The following is an 18,267-nucleotide window of genomic DNA, read 5'->3' as shown; positions in this document are numbered from 1 at the left end:
CCGGTCGTACGCGATTTTCCAGCCATGAACACAGATAGGCGCCCGGGCCGCGTTGCGGCGCGTCATGGGGAATTCTGGCCGAGCTGAATTGGTATCGGCGTTTCGCCGATAGGATCGTTTACGATCGACCGGGAACCGTGTGCAACGGGTGACCGCGAGCGCAACGCTTAAGCTACCTCCCAGGCGTTCCTCCGCAAATCTCGAAAACGACCACAGGCATCCAAAGCCGTAGGCATGAGCGCGGCCTCCGTCTCCGGCGCGCCATAACGAGGGTTCATCCGCAGTCACAATTACTATTGTAAAATTAAAAATACATCTGTATGCATTCATCTGCGGGCTTTGAGTTGTGGGAACGAGCCCCTCGCAAAGCCCTCGTTCCATTACTCGGGCGGGAGGAAATTTCGCCTGCACCTAGGGAGGTCATCATGAAGAAAATTGCCGCATTGCTGGCATGTGCTGCACTTGCAATTCCCGGCGCCGTTTGGGCGCAGGACGCCATCGGCACCACCAAAAAGGACAGCTATCGCTTCGTCGTCGTACCGAAGGTCGTTCACCCGTGGTTCGATAAGGTGAACAACGGCGCGCAGGCAGCCGCCGCTGCCATCAAGGCGCAGACGGGTGCGACCGTGGAAATCGTCTACTCGGCGCCCCAATCCGCCGACGTTGTCCAGCAAAACCAGATTATCGACAGCGCGCTTGCAACCCGGCCGGACGGTCTGGCGCTCGACCTGCTCGACCCCTCCGGCAACCGCGCGTCGCTGGAAGAAGCGCAGGGCCAGAAGATCCCTCTGGTGATCTTCGATTCCGTGCCGCCGGAAGGCATGGAAATCCCGCATATCGGCTCCGATTTCTGCGAACAGGCCAAGATCGCCGCCCGTCGCCTCGTCGAGGTCCTCGGCGGCCAGGGTGAAGTCGCCATCATGCAGGGTGTTCCGACCGCACCGAACCATTCGATCCGTGCCGATTGCCATCGCAAGGTCTTTGCCGAACATCCCGGCATCAAGGTCGTTGCCGAAGGCATCGACAATGACAGCATCGAGACCGCCCAGCAGCAGGCGGCGGCAATCATGCAGGCAAATCCGAACCTCAAGGGTTGGGTCGCATCCGATGCGGCTGGTCCGATCGGTATCGGCCAGGCTATCGTTGAAGCCGGCAAGCAAGGCAAAGTGACCCTTGTCGGTCTCGACAACCTGCCGGAAATGCTGGACATGATCCGCAACGGCGTCGCCGACAGCTCGTCGGCCTCGCAGCCGGAACTTCAGGGTTACTGGTCGGTCATGCTGCTGTGGGCCCAAGCGACCGGGGCTCCGGTTCCGGGCTACCTTGATACCGGCAACGCATTCCTCACCAAGAAGAATGTAGGCGGCTAATCGACATGATCGGATTGCTTTGAGGCGCGGGGGACACCCCACGCCTCTTTCAGCTCGATCCTGCGTGTAGGTGTAAAATGGCTTATCTCGAAACACGGGGCCTTGGCCGGGATTTTCCCGGCGTGACCGCCCTTAACGGCGTCGATCTTTCGATCGAGCTTGGTCGTACCCATATTCTCGCCGGTGAGAACGGCGCCGGAAAATCGACGCTGGTCAAGATCCTTACGGGCACGGATAGGCCCTCCCGTGGAACAGTGCTGATCGACGGGCGCGATCCCACCGGCAATCCGGCGCTTTACAAGAATGTCGCCTATGTTCCCCAGGAGCTGAACCTGTTCCCGCAGATGAGTGTGGCGGAAAACCTGTTCATGCCGTTCGATCGAACGGGACACGGCGGTCTTCTGGTCGACCGCGGCGCACTTGTTCGCGAGGCGAAGAGCTTTCTCGAGCGCTTCGGTATCGAAGCCGACCCTCGTGACCTCGTCGCAAATATTTCGGTCTCCGATCAGCAGTTGCTGCAAATTGCACGTGCCTGCACCAATGCCAATATGAAAGTGCTGATCCTGGACGAGCCGACATCGTCGCTGACGCGCGTCGAGGTCGACCGCGTGTTCAAGGTGATCCGCGGCCTGCTGGACCGCGACCATGCGATTGTCTTCATCAGCCACAAGATGGATGAAGTCTTTGCCATCGGCGACGACTACACCGTGCTGCGCAATGGCGAAAAAATAGAAAGCGGGAAGATCGCCAATATCAAGGAGACAGATCTCATTCGCTCCATGTCGGGTCGCGATCTCGCGATGGACGAACATTTTCGCCCGCAGGTGCCGGTCACGGACACGGACACGGACACGGTCATGGATGTGCGCGCGCTCTCCGGAGCAAGGTTCAAGGACGTCAGCTTCGAGCTTCGCCGTGGAGAGATCCTCGGCTTTGCCGGGCTCGTCGGCGCCGGACGATCCGAAGTGATGCAAACCATCTTCGGCTTCCTCAAAGCGACTGCCGGACAAGTGACCGTCGAAGGCCGGCGCTGGGTGCTGAATGATACTTCGTCTTCGGTTGCCGGCGGCATGCTCTATCTGTCGGAAGAGCGCAAGCATCACGGCATCTTTCCGCTCCTGTCGCTGCGCGAGAACATCGGTATCTCCATCTTGTCGCTGACGAGGGGCCCATTCGGCATCAGCGGCGGGCGCGAGCGCGACGCCGTCCAGGCGATTATCGATGCCTATGGAATCCGCACCGCCGGCATGGGCAAGCGGATATCGCAGCTTTCTGGCGGCAACCAACAAAAAGCGATCATCGGTCGCGCCATGGCGACGCGCCCTCGGGTGCTGATCTTCGACGAGCCGACGAAAGGCATCGACATTCGCACCAAGACCGAGATCTATAAGATCATGAAGGGTCTCGCCGAGGAGGGCGTGGGTGTCATCCTCGTCTCCTCGGAACTGGACGAGCTCAAGAAATGCGCAAGTCGCATCATCACGATGCATCATGGTCGCATTACCGGCGAGTTCGACACGGCCACCACCAGCAATCAAACACTCATAGGCGCCATCTTCGGCACGGAGGCGAAAGCCGATGCAATCTAATTCCCTTGCGCATCTGATGCGCAGCCCGCTCGCCGGCGTCTTTGTGGCGCTGGCGGTTATCTTCGCGCTGTCCGCGCTGATCTCTCCCTATTTCCTGACGCCATACAATCTCTCGGTCATCGCCCGCGGCCTTGCCTTTGTCGGGCTCATCACCATTGCGCAATCCATGTTGATGGTGCTTGGTGAACTTGATCTGTCGCTCGGCGTCATCGGCGGGCTTTGCGGCGTGATTTCCGGCATCTTGATGATCCGGCTCGGCTTCGATCCATATTCCTCGATGCTGCTCGCGATCCTGCTTGGCGCTTGCCTCGGGCTGCTGAACGGCCTGCTCGTAACGGTCCTCAAACTGCATTCCCTCGTATTGACCATCGGCACGGCCGGCATATTCGGGGGCGCCAATCTGGTACTGACGCGCGGCGTTGCGATTACCGGCATCCCGCGTGAAATTCAATTTCTGGGCCGCGGCGATATTCTAGGCATTCCCGTACCCTTCCTCATCATGCTGGCCGCACTCCTGGTCGCCACCTTCGTCATGCTGAAGACGCCGTTCGGCCGTTACATGTATGCAATCGGCAACAATCAGGCCGGTGCCCGAATGCTCGGCATTCGCGTTGATCGCGTGCGGCTGATCGTCTTTGTGTCCGCCGGTGCTATTGCCGCTCTCGCCGGCGTCCTGATGGTCGCTCGTCTCGGCACGGCACAGCCATCGATTGGCGACACCTGGGTGCTCGCCCCAATCGCTGCCTCCGTCATTGGCGGTGTGGCAACAACCGGCGGCATCGGCAGCCCGATCGGCGCGATCTTCGGTGCCGGCATCATTGCCATCATCGAGAACATCATTGTGCTCTTCGGCGTGTCGCCCTATTGGCAGGGCATCGTCTCGGGCGCGATTGTCGTGCTCGCCATCTCCTTCGACGCCATTTCCCGCCGCTATCTGCGGCGTGACGCGTAAGCAATCGCCCGCATCGATATGACGAAAGAAAGCAGAATGAACCAGGAAGTCAAAACCAAGAAGCTCATCAATGCGCCGGAAAACATCATCGCGGAAATGATCGAAGGCATGGTGGGCGCCCATCCCGACATGCTGCGTGTCGAGGGGGCGACCGGACGCGCTGTCGTTGCCGTCGACGGGCCGCGCGACGGCAAGGTCGGGATCGTTGTCGGCGGCGGCTCGGGGCACGAGCCGGCATTTGCCGGCTACGTCGGGCGTGGCCTTGCCGATGCCGCAGCCGTTGGCAACGTCTTTGCGTCGCCTTCGCCTGCTCATATCGCTGACGCCGCCCGCGCGGCAGACGGCGGCGTCGGAGTGTTGATGCTCTATGGCAACTATACCGGTGACGTTCTGAATTTCACGATGGCGGCCGAGGAACTGGAACAGGCAGGCATCGCCGTTCGTCATATCGCCGTTGCCGACGATGTCGCCTCGGCCCCGATCGAGCGCAAATCCGAACGGCGCGGTATTGCCGGGGATTTCTTTGTCTTCAAGATCGCCGGCGCTGCCGCCGATATCGGCGAGCCGCTGGCTCGCGTCGAGGCTCTTGCCCAAGCCGCCAATGATGCGACCCGCTCCATCGGCGTTGCGCTTAGCCCTTGTTCGCTGCCGCAGACCGGCAAGCCGAACTTCACCATCGGCGACGAGGACATGGAAATCGGCATGGGTCTCCATGGCGAACCGGGCATCAGGCGCCAGAAGCTGGCACCGGCGGACGTTGTGGCCGACGAGCTGATGGACGCGCTCTTGAAAGAACTCGAGCTCGCGGCCGGCAATCGTGTCGCCGTCCTCGTCAACGGTCTTGGCGCGACCTCGCAGATCGAACTCTACGTGCTCTTTCGTCGCGTCAAACAGCGTCTGGACAGCCTCGGCATCGAAATTCATGCGTCTTGGGTCGGGGAATATGCGACTTCGTTGGAAATGGCCGGCGCCTCCGTAACACTGATGAAGCTCGATGGCGCGCTTCAGGCCCTTCTCGACCATCCCTGCCGCACCCCCGCGCTTGTTGTGGGGACTTTCGACAAGTCCGATGGCATTGCCGCACGCAGCCGCAAGGCGGCGCGTGTCGCCGAGACGGCGGCAAAGGTACAGGACAAGCCTCGGGAGCTTCTGGCGGACGGCGACGTGACGCCAGCTATCTTTCGCACGATGATGCATACTGTCGGAGAGCAGATCATCGCCGAGAAAAACTGGCTATCCGAACTCGACGGTATCATTGGCGACGGCGACCATGGCGTTACCATGGAGATCGGCTGGAAGGCCGTACAGCATGCGCTGGAAGACATCCAGGACGACGAGACGATCGAGGGCATCTGCAAGCGGATGGCAAAGGCGTTTCTCGATGCCGTCGGCGCCTCTTCCGGCCCTCTTTACGCAACCGCCTTTCTGCGCGCGGGCATGGCGGTCAGCCACCGTCTCAATCTTGACGGCGCCGGCATGGCGCAGTGGTTGAGTGCCGCATGCCAGGGCATCCGCGATCGCGGCCGCGCGGAGCCCGGCGACAAGACGATGATCGATGCGTGGGTGCCCGCCGTGGAAGCGGCCTCGCAGGTCGCCGAAAATGGCGGTACTGTCTTGCAGGTGCTGATGGCCGCCCGCGACGGTAGCGAAGCAGGCATGAAGGCGACCGCAGCCCTGGAGTCGCGTCGGGGCCGGTCCGCCAAGCTCGGCGAACGCTCCATCGGCCACATCGACCCTGGCGCCGCATCTACCTTTGTCACGCTTCGGGCCATGACGGCAGCGCTGCAGGAAGCCCTCGCCTGAGCGAGCACGAGGTCAGCGCGGACCCTGCAACAGGGCCCGCGCGACGCTCTCATTGGTAACCAGCCTGTTGACGTAGCCGGCGCGCAGAACCGCTCGGATGATCGGGATCTTCTTGATGCCGCCGGAGACAAGAATGGAAATCGGCTTCAGCTTCAGCTTGTCCGGTGGCAAAGCTATGATTGATTCATTGAGGAAATGATCGATCGGGTACCCGCGTGCATCCAGAAAGCAGCCCATGAATTCGCCGACCGCCCCGCGTTTCAAAATAGTATCGAGATTGTCCTTCACGACGCGGATCTGCGTCAATGACGTATCCTGCGTCAAGGCACCGCAAGACACGATGCCGATGTCGGCAATCTCCGTTCGTGCCAAGACGTCGGTCAACTCGTCATTGAGCAGCACCGCATTGCGGCTTTCTGGATTTGCGCAATAGATCGGCGCCGTCAGATAGTGGCACTCGACATTCAGTGCCCTGGCACAGGCCGTCGCCACCTCGAATGTATTGGTAGACGAACCGCTCGTCACACCGCCGGTAAGGCCGACAACCCAGCTTTCCGACCTCGGCCGTGCATGGAGGCTGCGAACGGCAAAACTCAAGGTCCGTCCGGAGCTGATACCGATGCCCATATCCCGCTCATCGACGAGCTTGCTTGCAAGCGACCCCGCTGCTTCGCCAATCACCCGCTTCTGCTCGATATAGTCGTCAAGATCGGGAACGACGACCGCTTCGAGGAGCTCGTAGCGGCGAGAGACCTGGTCGGCAAGTTCTATGCAATCGGTCAAAGGCAGGCTTACATTGACCTGAACGCTGCCGGATTCACGCACCTGACCGATGATCTTGTTCACCTTCAACCGGGTGATATTCATGCGCTGGGCAATTTCCTGCTGCGTCTGGCCACCGATGAAGTAGAACCAGGCAACACGCGCCCGTTCCAACTCCTCATCGAAATCACCCAAATCTTCACTCATGCAATTCGAAATCCCCAATGTGTTGATTTTCGATACGTCAATTCGCACCGGATCGGCAACTGCAATGAGACGGAAAACTGCCGAGGCGACCGCCCGGGACGAACAGAGCGTCCTTCGACTTGACGGTGGACGAAATGGAGACGGGCAAGCCAGGGAGTTGGAGCTGGCGATCACGCGCTCTGCATCCTGTCGCTTCTTCACAGCACCGCAGCCCAAAGACCTCTGATGGCCGTCGGGAGTGGTTTGCAGCCTGTCGAGATTTCCAGTGCCGAACACGCAGTCCCCGGCTGTCGAAGCCGGCATCGCGAGGCTGCGGCACATCGAGCAGGCCTTAGAAAGCATCAGGCGGCGCCCAGTTCGCTGATGTCGAGACTGTGAGGTTCCCTGATCCGGAACAGCTGTTTGCCCCGTTTCCCCCTGGTTCGCTTGTTTTTATGCGTCCAGGCTATGGTCTCCGGCTGCATCTGGCCCCTCACAACCAATACGGGACAAAAAAATATCATCTGTCATCTGGCCGTTAAGCAAACATTTTATTAGGCTCTCAATCAGATTGCACAGCCGTGCAATGGAGGAGTAAGAATGGAACAGAGCCCGTTTCTCGAGCTGAATTCTGTTGCCTGCCGTTACGGCAACACACAGGTTCTGAACGATATCAATCTCAGCATCGCTCGTGGCGAGTTCGTTGCGCTTCTCGGCTCGTCAGGCTGCGGAAAGACGACGCTGCTGCGCGTCGTTGCGGGTTTTATCGCGCCCTCCTCAGGCGTCGTCGTTGTAGGCCGTAAAGACATCACGCATTTGCCGCCGGACAAACGCGGCATGGCGCTCGTCTTTCAGTCCTATGCGCTCTGGCCGCACATGACCGTGGCACAGAACATTGGCTACGGATTGAAACTCAAAGGCGTCGCGAAGGCGGAGATTGCAAGCCGTGTGGCCGCCATGCAGACACTTCTTGGTCTCGATGGGCTGGGAGCACGCAAGCCGGCAGCGCTGTCAGGCGGCCAGCGCCAGCGTGTCGCACTGGGACGTGCGCTTGCAGTCGACCCCGAGATCCTGCTGCTTGACGAGCCATTGTCCAATCTCGACGCCCGTATCCGGCTGACCGTGCGCCATGAATTGCGCGCGCTGCAGAAGCGCCTTGGCATTACGGCCATCCACGTCACCCACGACCGTGAAGAAGCCATGGTCATGGCGGATCGCATCGTCATTTTGAATGCCGGAAATATCGCACAACAGGGCACGCCCGAGGAGGTTTACAACCGCCCCGCATCAGCGTTCGTCGCGGCTTTCATGGGCGCGGAAAACGTCCTTCATCTTGAAGGTGCGCCACAAGGCGGCAATTTCAATATAGCGGCTGCTGCCTCGAACGCCGCCGGATATGTGCCGATGCTTGGCCGCGATCTTCGCGCCGGCGCAATCGAGGCGCGTTTCCGCCCGGAAGCAGCACAGCTTTTCCATACGGACACGCCGATCGCAGCCCCGGGCATGACATTTCTTGGAGACGTCACGGCCGTCAGCTATCCGGGTGGCCATTGGCGTCATTCGGTTCGCCTTGGCGACCGTGAAATCATGGCGGATGCATCACGGGCTTTCGAGCCCGGCGAGCGTGTCCAGGTCCATGTCGCGCCAGACGCGCTCTTCCTTTTCAATTCGCCGGGCCCAAACCCGGCCATATCGATTTCCCGGTCCGCAGCCGGGAAAGCTTGAACCTGACTTTATTCATTGAACCCATGGAGATGTACTCATGAAGAGACTGACCTATGCCGCTTTCGCCATTACTCTTGCTGCTTTCCCTCTGAAGGCCGAGGAACTGACGGTTGCAACCGCGGGCGACCAGAACATGGTCGACTACGTCAACCAATATCTCGGACCGCTTTTCGAAAAGACATATCCGGGCAACACCGTTCGCGCCGTTGGCACAGGCCCCGGCGACGCCGGCTCGCAGAAGATCCTGGAGCGGTTTGACGCTCAGCAGGCAGCTGGCAGCGCTAAGTGGGATATCGACGTCGCCGTCGTGCACGAGAAGTTCGCTGGCCCGATGGTCCAGAAGGGCTACCTCGAAAAGTACCGCGCCAACATCGACACCGGCAAGCTCGTTTCGCGCAGCAATGCCAAGAACGCTCTCGGTGCCGACGTCGATGGCTACGTCATGCCGATGTTCAACAGCCAGACGGCAATCGCCTACAATCCCACGCTGGTTCAAAGCCCGCCGAAGAGCTACACGGAACTCGCCGCATGGGCCAAGGAGCATCCGAAGCAGTTCGGCTATAACGGCATCAAGGGCGGCGCTTCCGGCGTTAGCTTCGTCATGGGCTGGATCTACGCTTTCGGTAGCGGCGATGCCAACAACCTGATGACGGGCCCCTTCAAGAAGGAAGAAACCGCCAAATGGGGCGACGCCTTCAAGAGCCTCGCAGACTTCACCAAGAATGCGACCCTGACGCCCGGCAACGCCGGCACGCTCGACCTTCTTTCTCGCGGCGAAATCGCCATGGGACCGGTCTGGGTCGACATGTTCTACTCCTGGCAGGCGAACGGCCAACTGCCGCCCGAATTGAAGCTGTTCCTGCCCTCCCCGGGGATGCCCGGCCAGCCGATGCACTACGTCGTCCCGGCCAAGGCTTCGCATAAGGAACTTGCCGAGAAGTTCATCGCTCTTGCAACCAGCCCTGAAGTTCAGGCCGACGGCATCGTCAAGAAGTTCAACTGGTATCCTGGCATCGACGCTCAGTTCGTCAAGCCGAAGCTCGACGAAGCGACCTGGAACAAGCTTTTTGTCGATATCACACCGGATGACCTTGCCTCCAAGGGCAAGCCTTTCCCGATCGCGCCCTACAACTCCGCGATCCTGGAAGCCTACGAACAGTCCGTGAAGTAAGCCGCACCGCTCCCCGCCGGAAACGGCGGGGAGCATTTTTCTCGTTGACGAGGTCGACTCATGTCCAAACGCCTCTTCGGTCTATTGCTGGTACTGCCGGCGCTGGCGGTGATCGCCTTTCTCTTCATTCTGCCGCTGATCATGTCGGCGGTCGGCGCTTTCCGCGTAGACGGCGGAGCCTTCGGTTGGGGTAATTTCTACAAGACCTTCGATCTCTACACGAATGACATCATATTTACGGTCGTCATCATTACCATCTCCACAGCGCTGATCGGTATTGGCTCGATTGCCATCGGCGGATATCTGACGCTTGGAGAGCACCCGGTCGCCGTTGCCATTCTGCGTTGGCTCTACCGCTGGCCGATGTTCATTCCCTTCATCGTCGTCGGCCAGATCCTGCGGACATTTCTGGCGAAAAGCGGCCTCATGAACAGTACGTTGATCAGCCTCGGCCTGCTGTCGCCGCTTAGCGCCCAGAGCTATCTCGACTGGCGCGGGATCGTCATCGCCTTTGTCTGGAAGCAGACGCCGTTCGTCGCGCTGCTCGTCGCAGGCGCCATGGCCTCCATCAATCGCGACACGATCGAGGCTGCGCGCAATCTCGGCGCCTCGCGCCTGCGCGTTCTCTTCGAGATCGTCGTGCCGCAGGTGTCGGTAACGCTCACGGTTGGTCTCATCCTATCCTTCGTCACCATGATGTCGGTTCTGTCCGTGCCGCTGATGATCAATGCACAATCGCCGACCATGCTGACGGCCGACATCGCCTTCCGGGTGAACGCCTACGGGGACTACGGGGTCGCGAACGCGCTTGGTCTCGTTTCGCTGGTACTCGCCTCATCGGTCGCATGGATCTATCTTCGCCAGAGCCTCAAGGAGCGAGCATGACAAACGCTGCCGTAGGTGTCACAGCCACACAATCGCATCCCTTGACCGTGCTCTGGTGGATCCCGCGCACCATCATCTTCGCCATGCTGGCTTTCTTCATTTTTGGGCCGCTCGCCAACCTGCTTCTCTGGACGGTTGCCGAAAAGTGGTATTTCCCGCACAGCCTGCCACTTGAATACGGCTTCGGCAGTTGGGCCCGCGTATTTGCGCCGCGTGGCGGAGCGGCTCAGTCGCTCACCAACTCACTGATCGTCGCCTTCCTGACGGTGGTGCTCTCGCTTCTGCTTGCAATTCCTGCCGGTTACGCGCTCGCTCGACTGAAGCTGCCTTTCCGGGCGCTGATCCTGCTCGCCTTCCTGATCCCCCAGGCCTTCCCGAATCTCACCGTTTATGTGAACGTCGCCCGCATCTTTTACGAAATTCGCCTCAACGGCACGATCTTGGGCGTCGTGCTGGTGCACGCCTCTCACGGTCTCGTTTATGCCGTGTGGATTGCGACGGCGGCCTTTTCGGCGATCGACGAGGAGTTGGAACAAGCGGCGCGCTCGGCAGGCGCTAGCGCATTGCGGGCCTTTCTCGATATCACGCTGCCACTCGCAGCCCCCGGCCTGATGGCCAGCGCGATCTTCGTCTTCCTGGAAAGCCTCGACGAGTTCACCGGGAGCTATTTCGTCGGCGCGCCCGATGTGAATATGCTTCCGTTGCTACTCTATACCGCAGGGTCAGGCGGCAACTATCAGATCGCCTCCATCACCGCCCTCTTGCTGCTCGTGCCATCCTTGGTGTTTATGTTCATCGTCGAGCGATTCCTGAAGGCGGACGTCCTGTCACGAGTGGGGCACTAGAGAGATTAGCATGAACGACGGGTCGGGACGCGATGGAAAGACCCAACGCAAGGAGCGGATGCGCTTCGTAAGCGCCGAGCAGGTCGCTCGACTTGCGGGCGTATCCCGCTCGGCGGTTTCCCGAACCTTCACACTCGGGGCCAGCGTTGCGCCGCTCACCCGGGAAAAGGTGATGAAGGCGGCTGAGGAACTCGGTTACCACGTCAACGATCTGGCACGCGGCGTCCTTGCCAATCAGAGTCACCTTGTCGGTATCGTTGCCACCCGCCCCGAAGTCGGCTTTCGTGCCCATCTGGCCGCCGCTCTCTCCAAGGCGCTCATCCAGCGTGGCAGCATTCCGATCCTCATCAATACGGGCCAGACGGAAGAAGAACTGCTGGCGGCGCAGAAGATGTTGATCGGCCATCGTGCGGAGGCGACGATCATCCTGTCGGGTTCGCCGCCTGCTCAGTTCGTCGAATTGGCGCGCCGAAACGGCCAGCCGCTGGTGGTGATCGGACGCTCGGAACCGGATGCCGACCATGTGCGTGCGGGAAACTCGGAGGCATCCCGAAAGGCCGCCGCCATCTTCTTCGAAAAAGGCCGCCGTCGCCTGGCGGTTGCCGGATCGCATTCGGCAACATCGAGCATTGCGGAGCGCGAGACAGCGTTCATGACAACGGCCGTCGCACTCGGCGCGAGCGTCTCGATCGGGCGTGGCAAGGATTCGGACTATGACAGCGGCATTGCCGCGGCGCGGCAACTCTTCTCGCAGCCGGAGCGCCCCGACGCCGTCTATTGCGCGAACGACCAGATCGCCTTTGGCCTGATGGATTACGTGAGGACCACGCTTGGTCTAAGGATCCCTGAAGATATCAGCGTCATCGGTTTCGACGACGTGCCGGAGGCTGCGTGGCTCAGCTATCGCCTGACGACCTTTCGCCAGGACCCGATCGTCATGGCAAAGCAAGCCATTGAGCTCATCGAGAAACGGCTCGCCAATCCGGATCTGCCACCGGCCCACGAACGCGTGATTCCCGAGCTGATCATTCGCGACAGCTTCAAGCCGTGATCAAAAGAGCGCGCCATCCATCGCGAATTCTCGGATGATGCAGGTTTCTTGCGTGCTGCTTAACTCCAGCGTCCGCCGTTAACGCGTGCTCCCTCGCTTGGGATCTGTCTTCACTGGAAAGTGCCCACACTGTGCGAGCGCAAGACCTTGTCCGTATTATTCACTTCTTGCAGATGTGTTAGATGGGCTTTTGAAGACAGGTCTCTCCCGTCTGGCCGAGGCGTTTGCCCGCTGGCTTCGGGCACTCTCTCCGCTCCTCAGAAGGAAAGCCGCGCGTCTGGCGCTTCCTTGTGAACCGCACTGCGACAAGGGCGATCCCTTGCGAGACCCAAGAAGCCATAGAGGGTAAGATGACCCCAAACTTGCCGAATACCTTCGGCAATCTGCCGGTGAACCCGGCGCCACCATCGAAGTCAGAATGACACTCATGGGACCTCCCTCCCAGAGCAACAAGCACGATCTACCCTGCCTCATAGACCGATAGTCTGGCTTCAGGCATCAACAAGGACACGAGCCCGCTGAAACACTACAACAGGGAGGGTCGGCCTTTGGATATATCGGCGACTTGTTCGTCATTCACAACGATGTGTTGATTTTCCATGTTCCAGACGGCGAGCACTTCTTCGCCGCGCTGAAACTGCAGTGGGTTTCCAGCGGTGATCAAAGACGAACCGGTCTCGCCACCGGAGAAGGCCAATCCCACTTTGAGGTGGGCACCCGCGAAGGCGATCTCCGTAATTCTCGCGGCCTTCGAAAGCTCATTTTCGCAGAGCCTGTTGGTCGGCATCTTCAGATGAACATGCTCCGGACGAACAACAATGCTCGTTTCCCGGCTTGATCCCTCCATAATGTTGGATTCCCCGAGGAATTTTGCGACGAACAACGAATTCGGACTACGATACAATTCCGTCGGCGTGCCGACCTGCATTATTTTCCCGTTGTTGAAAACCGCGATGCGGTCGGAGAGCGTAAGCGCTTCCTCCTGATCGTGCGTCACAAACACGAATGTCATCCCAAGCTCACGGTGCATACGGGCGATCTCAAGCTGCAAGCGATCGCGCAGGCGCTTATCAAGGGCGCCCAGCGGCTCGTCAAGCAACAGCGCTCTCGGCTCGTAGACAACGGCGCGCGCCAGTGCAACGCGCTGTTGCTGTCCGCCCGAAAGTTGCCGCGGCAGTCGATGCGCGAAGTCGCCAAGCTGCACGAGGTCGAGCACGCGCTTCACCCTGGTTTCGATTTCCGCCTTCGAAACTCCCCTTTGACGAAGCGGATAGGCGATGTTCTGAAACACTGTCATATGCGGGAAAAGCGCATACTGCTGAAAGACGACCCCGAGGTCGCGCTTGTGCGGCTTAAGGTTGGTGATGTCCCGGCCATCGATTTCGACCGAGCCGGCATTCAGGCCAACGAAACCGGCGATAATGGACAGCAGTGTTGTCTTGCCGGAACCGCTGGGACCCAGAAACGTCATGAACTCGCCGGGCGCAATGTCGAGCGAAATATCGTCGATGGCGGGCTTTGCAGCACCCGGATAGTAACGGGTTGCGTTCGAGATTTTGATCGAGTGCTTTTTCATCATTGTTACGGAATCGCGTTTCTACAACTTGTTGCCGGCTCTGAGCGAGACGAACAGGAAGATAAGCGTCGTTGCGACGACAATCACACTGGAGGCGGCAGATATGGTTGGATCCATGTCAAGGGCGATCGAGTTGTACATCTGGACCGGCAGCGTTCTGAGTTTTGGAGTCTGCAGGAAGAGCGCAACGACAAACTCGTCGAAGGAGCTGACGAATGCGAAAAGGAAACCTGAAATCACGCCGGGCGCAAGCAGCGGGATCTTGATCCGCAAAAGCGTCGTGACACTTCCAGCCCCCAGACTGGATGACGCAAGATCGAGCGTGTTGTCATAGCCAGTGAGGCTGGCGGCAACCGTCGTGATGACGAATGGGATGGCAAGCGCGGTATGCGCAAGAACCAAGCCCGACAGGGTGCCGGCAAGATGCCACTTGAGGAATACGGCATATATGGCGATCCCGATCACCACGCTCGGGACAGTCAACGGGAGCGAAAAGAAAACTCTTAAGGCCGCACCCGTCCTGCGCGGAATGCGCGTCAACCCGATCGCCGCAGAGACACCGAGAACGGTGGCCAAAATCGCCGTAAGTGAGGCGATCTGCAGCGACTGCAGTAGAGACGAAAGCCAAACGCGCGACGTGAAGAAGTTTTCATACCACCGCAGTGACCATTCCCGCGGTGGGAATTGGAACGTCTCGCCGGCGGTGAAGCTCGCCGGAATAACGACGAATGTCGGCAGGACAATCAGGATCGCCGTCAACAGCGTCATGAGCCGCAGGAAGAGGCCAGGACCGCCTTCGCGACGCGTCGAGAAAGGAGACATCGCCCTCACCTCACTTTCCAGCCGTATTGGGTTGCAGATCGAGACGGGCATTCAGCCGGCCGATCAGCGCCATCAGTGCTGCGGCGACAAGCAGAACGATAACGGCAAGTGCGCCGGCGCCCCCAAAGTCGAGCAATGTGTCGACTCGCGTCGCGATGAGCTGCGAAACAAGCGCCTCCTGTGGTGACCCGAGGATCGCAGGGGTAACATAGAAGCCAAGAGCGATAACAAAAACGAGCGACAGGCCGGCAAGTATACCGGGTAACGACAAAGGCAGATAAATCTCCAAAAATGCTCGCCATCTCGGCGAGCCCATGGAGGCCGCAGCGTCCAATAGGCGCCGGTCGATCCCGCGCATGTTGCTATAGAGCGGGAGGATCATGTAAGGCAGCAGAACTTGCGCCATCGCGATCGTCACGCCGGTCGATGTGCGGACCAGCACCATGCCGGGCAAGCCGACCCAGGAGAATGCCGTTTCAATCAGGCCGCCCCGCTGCATCAACAATGTCCATGCGAAGCTCCGAGCGATAGCCGAGGTCCAGAATGGCAGCAGCGCAACCGTCATCAGTACGGCACGCATGCGGGGTGTGACCAGCGTCAACATGTAAGCATAAGGAAAACCTATAAGCAGCGTTACGACCGCAACAATGGCAGCGATACGCAGGGTTCTCAAAATGATGATGATGGAGATGTCGTCGGTCAGGAGCGATGTGTAGTTCTGTAACCCCAACTCAGGGTCGGTAAAGCTCCTAACCGCGATGGAAAACAACGGATAGAGGAAGGTCGCGAGCAAGAGAACGGTCGATGGAAGCAGCAGCCAGACAGCAATATTGATTGGCGCCACCGTGATTTTCCGTCCTTCAGAGGCGCGGTTGTCGATAACTGCTTCCATCATTTGACCTATCGGGACATCCAGGGAGTGACCTTGGCGATGACCGAGTTGAGATTCGCCGACCACCATTTCACATTGGAAAGCAGTACCTTGTCTCCGGTTTCGTCATGCAGACGTGGATTGAACGTCTTGTTGAGGTCGGAGTAGTCCGGCGTCGCCTTGCTTGTTGCAGCGATGACACCTGCGAGTTCCGCAAAGCGCTTATTCTGTTCGGGATGCGAGACGAACTGGACGAAATCCATCGCCGTCGCAAGATTTGCAGTGCCCTTCGGGACGATCAGTGCATCCCAGCCGAGGATCGTCTTGTCCCAAACGGGAGCGATCGGCGCGCCGGCCTTGGCTGATGCCATGACGCGGCCGGTCACGGCAAACCCCATATCGGCCTGGCCGTCGACGAGGGCCTGCTGAAGCGCGCCATTCGTTTTGGTGAAGATAATCGACGATTTGATCGTATCGAGCTTCTTGAGCGCGCGATCCACATCGATTGGATAAAGGTTCTTGGAATCGACGCCGTCCGCCATGAGGGCATATTCGAGCGTGCCGAGGCTGATGTCGGGCGGCAATACGCGCGTTCCGGGGAAGTTCTTCAAGTCGAAGAAATCGGCAAGTTTCGTGGGCGGATGATCTTTGTATTTCTCAGTATTGTAGACGAATGTCAGGGCAAAGAAATAGACAGGCACACCGCAATCGCTCACGGACCCCTCGGGAAACTGCGAGGTATCGATCTTAGAAAAATCTAGCTTTTCCAGAAGCTTACCGCAGTTCTGCTCGGCGAAGGCAGCGCCCTGATCCATGACATCCCAAGAAACCGCGCCGGCTTCGACCATCGCCTTCAGCTTCGCGCCGTCGGGTGGCGAATCGTTTTCGAACTGAACGTTCTTGCTAGCAGTATAGGGTTGCTGCCAAGCCTTGATCTGCGAATCCTGCAGGGTGCCCTGATAGGAAACGAAGGTCAGAGACTTGTCCTCTGCGCGCACCTGGTCGAGCGCGACGACCGCGCTCGTGGCGCCAATGAGCGCGGCAAACAACGAGTTTCTTATCTTCAACATGAGTTCCTCCTCCTTCTTTGTATATGTTTTCCGGACCACGTCGCGCGCACCTTGCGCACCAAACCTCCATCGCCCGCGCGGCCGCCTCCGGCTAATTGCTCGCTGCAATCATGCTATCGACCGCATCGCGATTGCTTTGCAATTGCTCCAGTAGAGGCTGCACGTTTGGCGGCCTTTGCCCTGCCGCGGCGAAGGATATCGTCTGCCGCGCAAAGGCAAACAACTGTCCTGTGACATTTCCAAGCGGCGTCCGTCCACGCAACTCGGCGGCCTGTGCGGCGACCATAAGCTCCATGGCAATGATAGAGGTACCCAACTGCGCCAGTTCCAATCCACGCCGGCCGCCCAGCGCAGCGAGGGACGCCCGATCCATCACCCCGTTCGAATGGCTTGAGCTTGCCAGCTCACCTGCCAAGGGGGCCGTCAGGAGCCTCGCTTCCGATGTAATCGACTTATGGAAAAGCGCGACCCCATTGAAGCCGGGGGCACCGATGCCGTCTTCCTCGATGAGGCCGATCGCAAGGCCGGACCATGTCGTGTCGACGAGCTTTGCAACCCTCTCGGTCGAGCTGGTGAAAACCGGGGCGAAGGCAAGCCGCATTACGTCGAGCGCCATGCAAAGCGTAACCATATCGAAGTTTGCTACCGCAGCGAGACTGCCATGTTCCAGCGATATCACCGGGTTGCCCTGGCTCGCGTTCAACTCACGCCCTATCTGCTGCCTCGAAAAGGCAAGACTATCCTCGGCGGCGCCGTGGATTAGCGCCATCGAGCGGAAACACAAGGGATCCTGCAGATTTCGAGGACCGCCGGCCGAAAGGATATAACTGCCCTCGACATATTTTCTGATCGCCGAGCCGTGCCGGACAAGACCGTCGAATGGGCGAGACCGCAGCGCGATCTCGGAAACGGTCGAAGGGTTGGCAGCGTACCCTTCCATGCTAAGCGCGCCAACGAGGGTCGAAAGCTGCAGCAGGCGATGAAGATCGACGAAAGAAAGCACGGCAACTGCCGTCGACATGGCACTCGAATTGAGAAGCGCGAGAGCCTCCCCGGCCTCCAGATCGATATCGTCGAAGACAGCAAGCGCGACGTCGGCCATCGATGACATATCGCTCTGCCCCATGGATCCCCAAAGATGCATGGCGATCGGCCGATCCGCGTTCAGCGCATCCACCAGGCGTTCTGCCAGAACCGGCCTTGCGCCCGTGGTGCCGCTTGCCAACGAATGGAGAAGATGGAGTACGGTGGCGCGCGTAACATCCTTGGCCGCGAGCGGTCCATGCCCTGCATTATGGGTACGAAGCAAGCGCCGGCTGAATTCGGCGGTGTTTGCCTGACTGATGCTGGCTGTTGTCTTCGGCCCAACGCTGGTGGTCGCGCCATATATTCTTTCGCCGCGCGCGATCGCCTCTTCCAATATGCTGCGGCCGCGCACCATGCGCTCGATCGCGTCGGGACTTACAATGACCTTGGAACCGCTTCGGGATACGGAAACGACCTGCTCCATCGCCAGGTGCTGGCCGGTAATCTCGACGATATCTTGGCGCAATGATTGCATATGGAACGGCCGCCCGCCTTACCGTGGA

Annotated in this window: 15 protein-coding genes; 9 read left to right on the top strand and 6 right to left on the bottom strand. The window is 59.5% G+C overall.

Annotation, left to right across the window (positions count from 1 at the left end; translation table 11 throughout):
* The first annotated feature begins 425 nt into the window (after positions 1-425).
* The 4 genes from ACIQJ2_RS25165 (at position 426) to dhaL (ending at position 5,714) form a co-directional block, all read left to right on the top strand.
* A complete protein-coding gene (locus ACIQJ2_RS25165) occupies positions 426-1,370 on the top strand; it encodes a substrate-binding domain-containing protein (RefSeq protein WP_400671460.1) in 945 nt (314 codons plus the stop codon).
* A 77-nt stretch (positions 1,371-1,447) separates the two neighbouring features.
* Positions 1,448-2,959 carry a sugar ABC transporter ATP-binding protein gene (locus ACIQJ2_RS25160; protein ID WP_199150868.1) on the top strand — a complete coding sequence of 504 codons (1,512 nt, stop codon included), beginning with the start codon at positions 1,448-1,450 and terminating at the stop codon, positions 2,957-2,959.
* Complete coding sequence (locus ACIQJ2_RS25155; protein ID WP_199150869.1) at positions 2,949-3,911, top strand: ABC transporter permease; 963 nt, start codon at positions 2,949-2,951, stop codon at positions 3,909-3,911. The genes ACIQJ2_RS25160 and ACIQJ2_RS25155 overlap by 11 nt, the downstream gene beginning before the upstream one ends.
* Before the next feature lie 36 nt (positions 3,912-3,947).
* On the top strand, positions 3,948-5,714 hold the full coding sequence (gene dhaL / locus ACIQJ2_RS25150; protein WP_400671463.1) for a dihydroxyacetone kinase subunit DhaL: 1,767 nt from the start codon (positions 3,948-3,950) through the stop codon (positions 5,712-5,714).
* Between the two features lie 12 nt (positions 5,715-5,726).
* Here dhaL and ACIQJ2_RS25145 read toward each other — a convergent pair whose 3' ends face one another.
* Positions 5,727-6,683: a sugar-binding transcriptional regulator gene (locus ACIQJ2_RS25145; RefSeq protein ID WP_400671465.1), complete on the bottom strand. Its 957-nt coding sequence runs from the start codon at positions 6,681-6,683 to the stop codon at positions 5,727-5,729.
* A gap of 579 nt (positions 6,684-7,262) precedes the next feature.
* On the opposite strand from ACIQJ2_RS25145, the gene ACIQJ2_RS25140 reads away from it, so the two are divergent.
* The 5 genes from ACIQJ2_RS25140 (at position 7,263) to ACIQJ2_RS25120 (ending at position 12,339) form a co-directional block, all read left to right on the top strand.
* The gene (locus ACIQJ2_RS25140; protein ID WP_400671467.1) at positions 7,263-8,387 is read left to right on the top strand and encodes an ABC transporter ATP-binding protein; all 1,125 of its coding nucleotides are present in this window, start codon (positions 7,263-7,265) and stop codon (positions 8,385-8,387) included.
* A 37-nt stretch (positions 8,388-8,424) separates the two neighbouring features.
* Positions 8,425-9,558: an extracellular solute-binding protein gene (locus ACIQJ2_RS25135; protein WP_400671469.1), complete on the top strand. Its 1,134-nt coding sequence runs from the start codon at positions 8,425-8,427 to the stop codon at positions 9,556-9,558.
* 60 nt (positions 9,559-9,618) lie between these two features.
* Positions 9,619-10,443, top strand: coding sequence for an ABC transporter permease (locus tag ACIQJ2_RS25130; protein ID WP_400671471.1), 825 nt, complete (start codon positions 9,619-9,621; stop codon positions 10,441-10,443).
* A gap of 83 nt (positions 10,444-10,526) precedes the next feature.
* A complete protein-coding gene (locus tag ACIQJ2_RS25125) occupies positions 10,527-11,288 on the top strand; it encodes an ABC transporter permease (RefSeq protein ID WP_400671771.1) in 762 nt (253 codons plus the stop codon).
* Positions 11,289-11,298: 10 nt separating this feature from the next.
* Positions 11,299-12,339 (top strand): LacI family DNA-binding transcriptional regulator, encoded by a 1,041-nt coding sequence (locus ACIQJ2_RS25120; protein WP_400671473.1) that lies wholly within the window; start codon positions 11,299-11,301, stop codon positions 12,337-12,339.
* Between the two features lie 526 nt (positions 12,340-12,865).
* On the opposite strand, the gene ACIQJ2_RS25115 is transcribed toward ACIQJ2_RS25120, so the two are convergent.
* The 5 genes from ACIQJ2_RS25115 to ACIQJ2_RS25095 all read right to left on the bottom strand — a co-directional run bounded on the left by ACIQJ2_RS25115 (position 12,866) and on the right by ACIQJ2_RS25095 (position 18,239).
* Positions 12,866-13,918 (bottom strand): ABC transporter ATP-binding protein, encoded by a 1,053-nt coding sequence (locus tag ACIQJ2_RS25115; RefSeq protein WP_246762485.1) that lies wholly within the window; start codon positions 13,916-13,918, stop codon positions 12,866-12,868.
* An 18-nt stretch (positions 13,919-13,936) separates the two neighbouring features.
* On the bottom strand, positions 13,937-14,737 hold the full coding sequence (locus ACIQJ2_RS25110) for an ABC transporter permease (RefSeq protein WP_199151429.1): 801 nt from the start codon (positions 14,735-14,737) through the stop codon (positions 13,937-13,939).
* 10 nt (positions 14,738-14,747) lie between these two features.
* The gene (locus ACIQJ2_RS25105; RefSeq protein WP_400671477.1) at positions 14,748-15,632 is read right to left on the bottom strand and encodes an ABC transporter permease; all 885 of its coding nucleotides are present in this window, start codon (positions 15,630-15,632) and stop codon (positions 14,748-14,750) included.
* 5 nt (positions 15,633-15,637) lie between these two features.
* A complete protein-coding gene (locus tag ACIQJ2_RS25100; protein WP_400671480.1) occupies positions 15,638-16,678 on the bottom strand; it encodes an ABC transporter substrate-binding protein in 1,041 nt (346 codons plus the stop codon).
* A 91-nt stretch (positions 16,679-16,769) separates the two neighbouring features.
* Positions 16,770-18,239, bottom strand: a complete 1,470-nt coding sequence (locus ACIQJ2_RS25095; protein WP_400671482.1) for an aromatic amino acid lyase — start codon at positions 18,237-18,239, stop codon at positions 16,770-16,772.
* Positions 18,240-18,267: the final 28 nt, after the last annotated feature.

Origin of the sequence: Rhizobium sp. NPDC092011, assembly GCF_044756305.1 — a bacterium.
Classification (GTDB): domain Bacteria; phylum Pseudomonadota; class Alphaproteobacteria; order Rhizobiales; family Rhizobiaceae; genus Rhizobium.
Note: the sequence above shows the minus strand (reverse complement) of the source record. Positions and strands in the feature narration are given on the sequence as shown.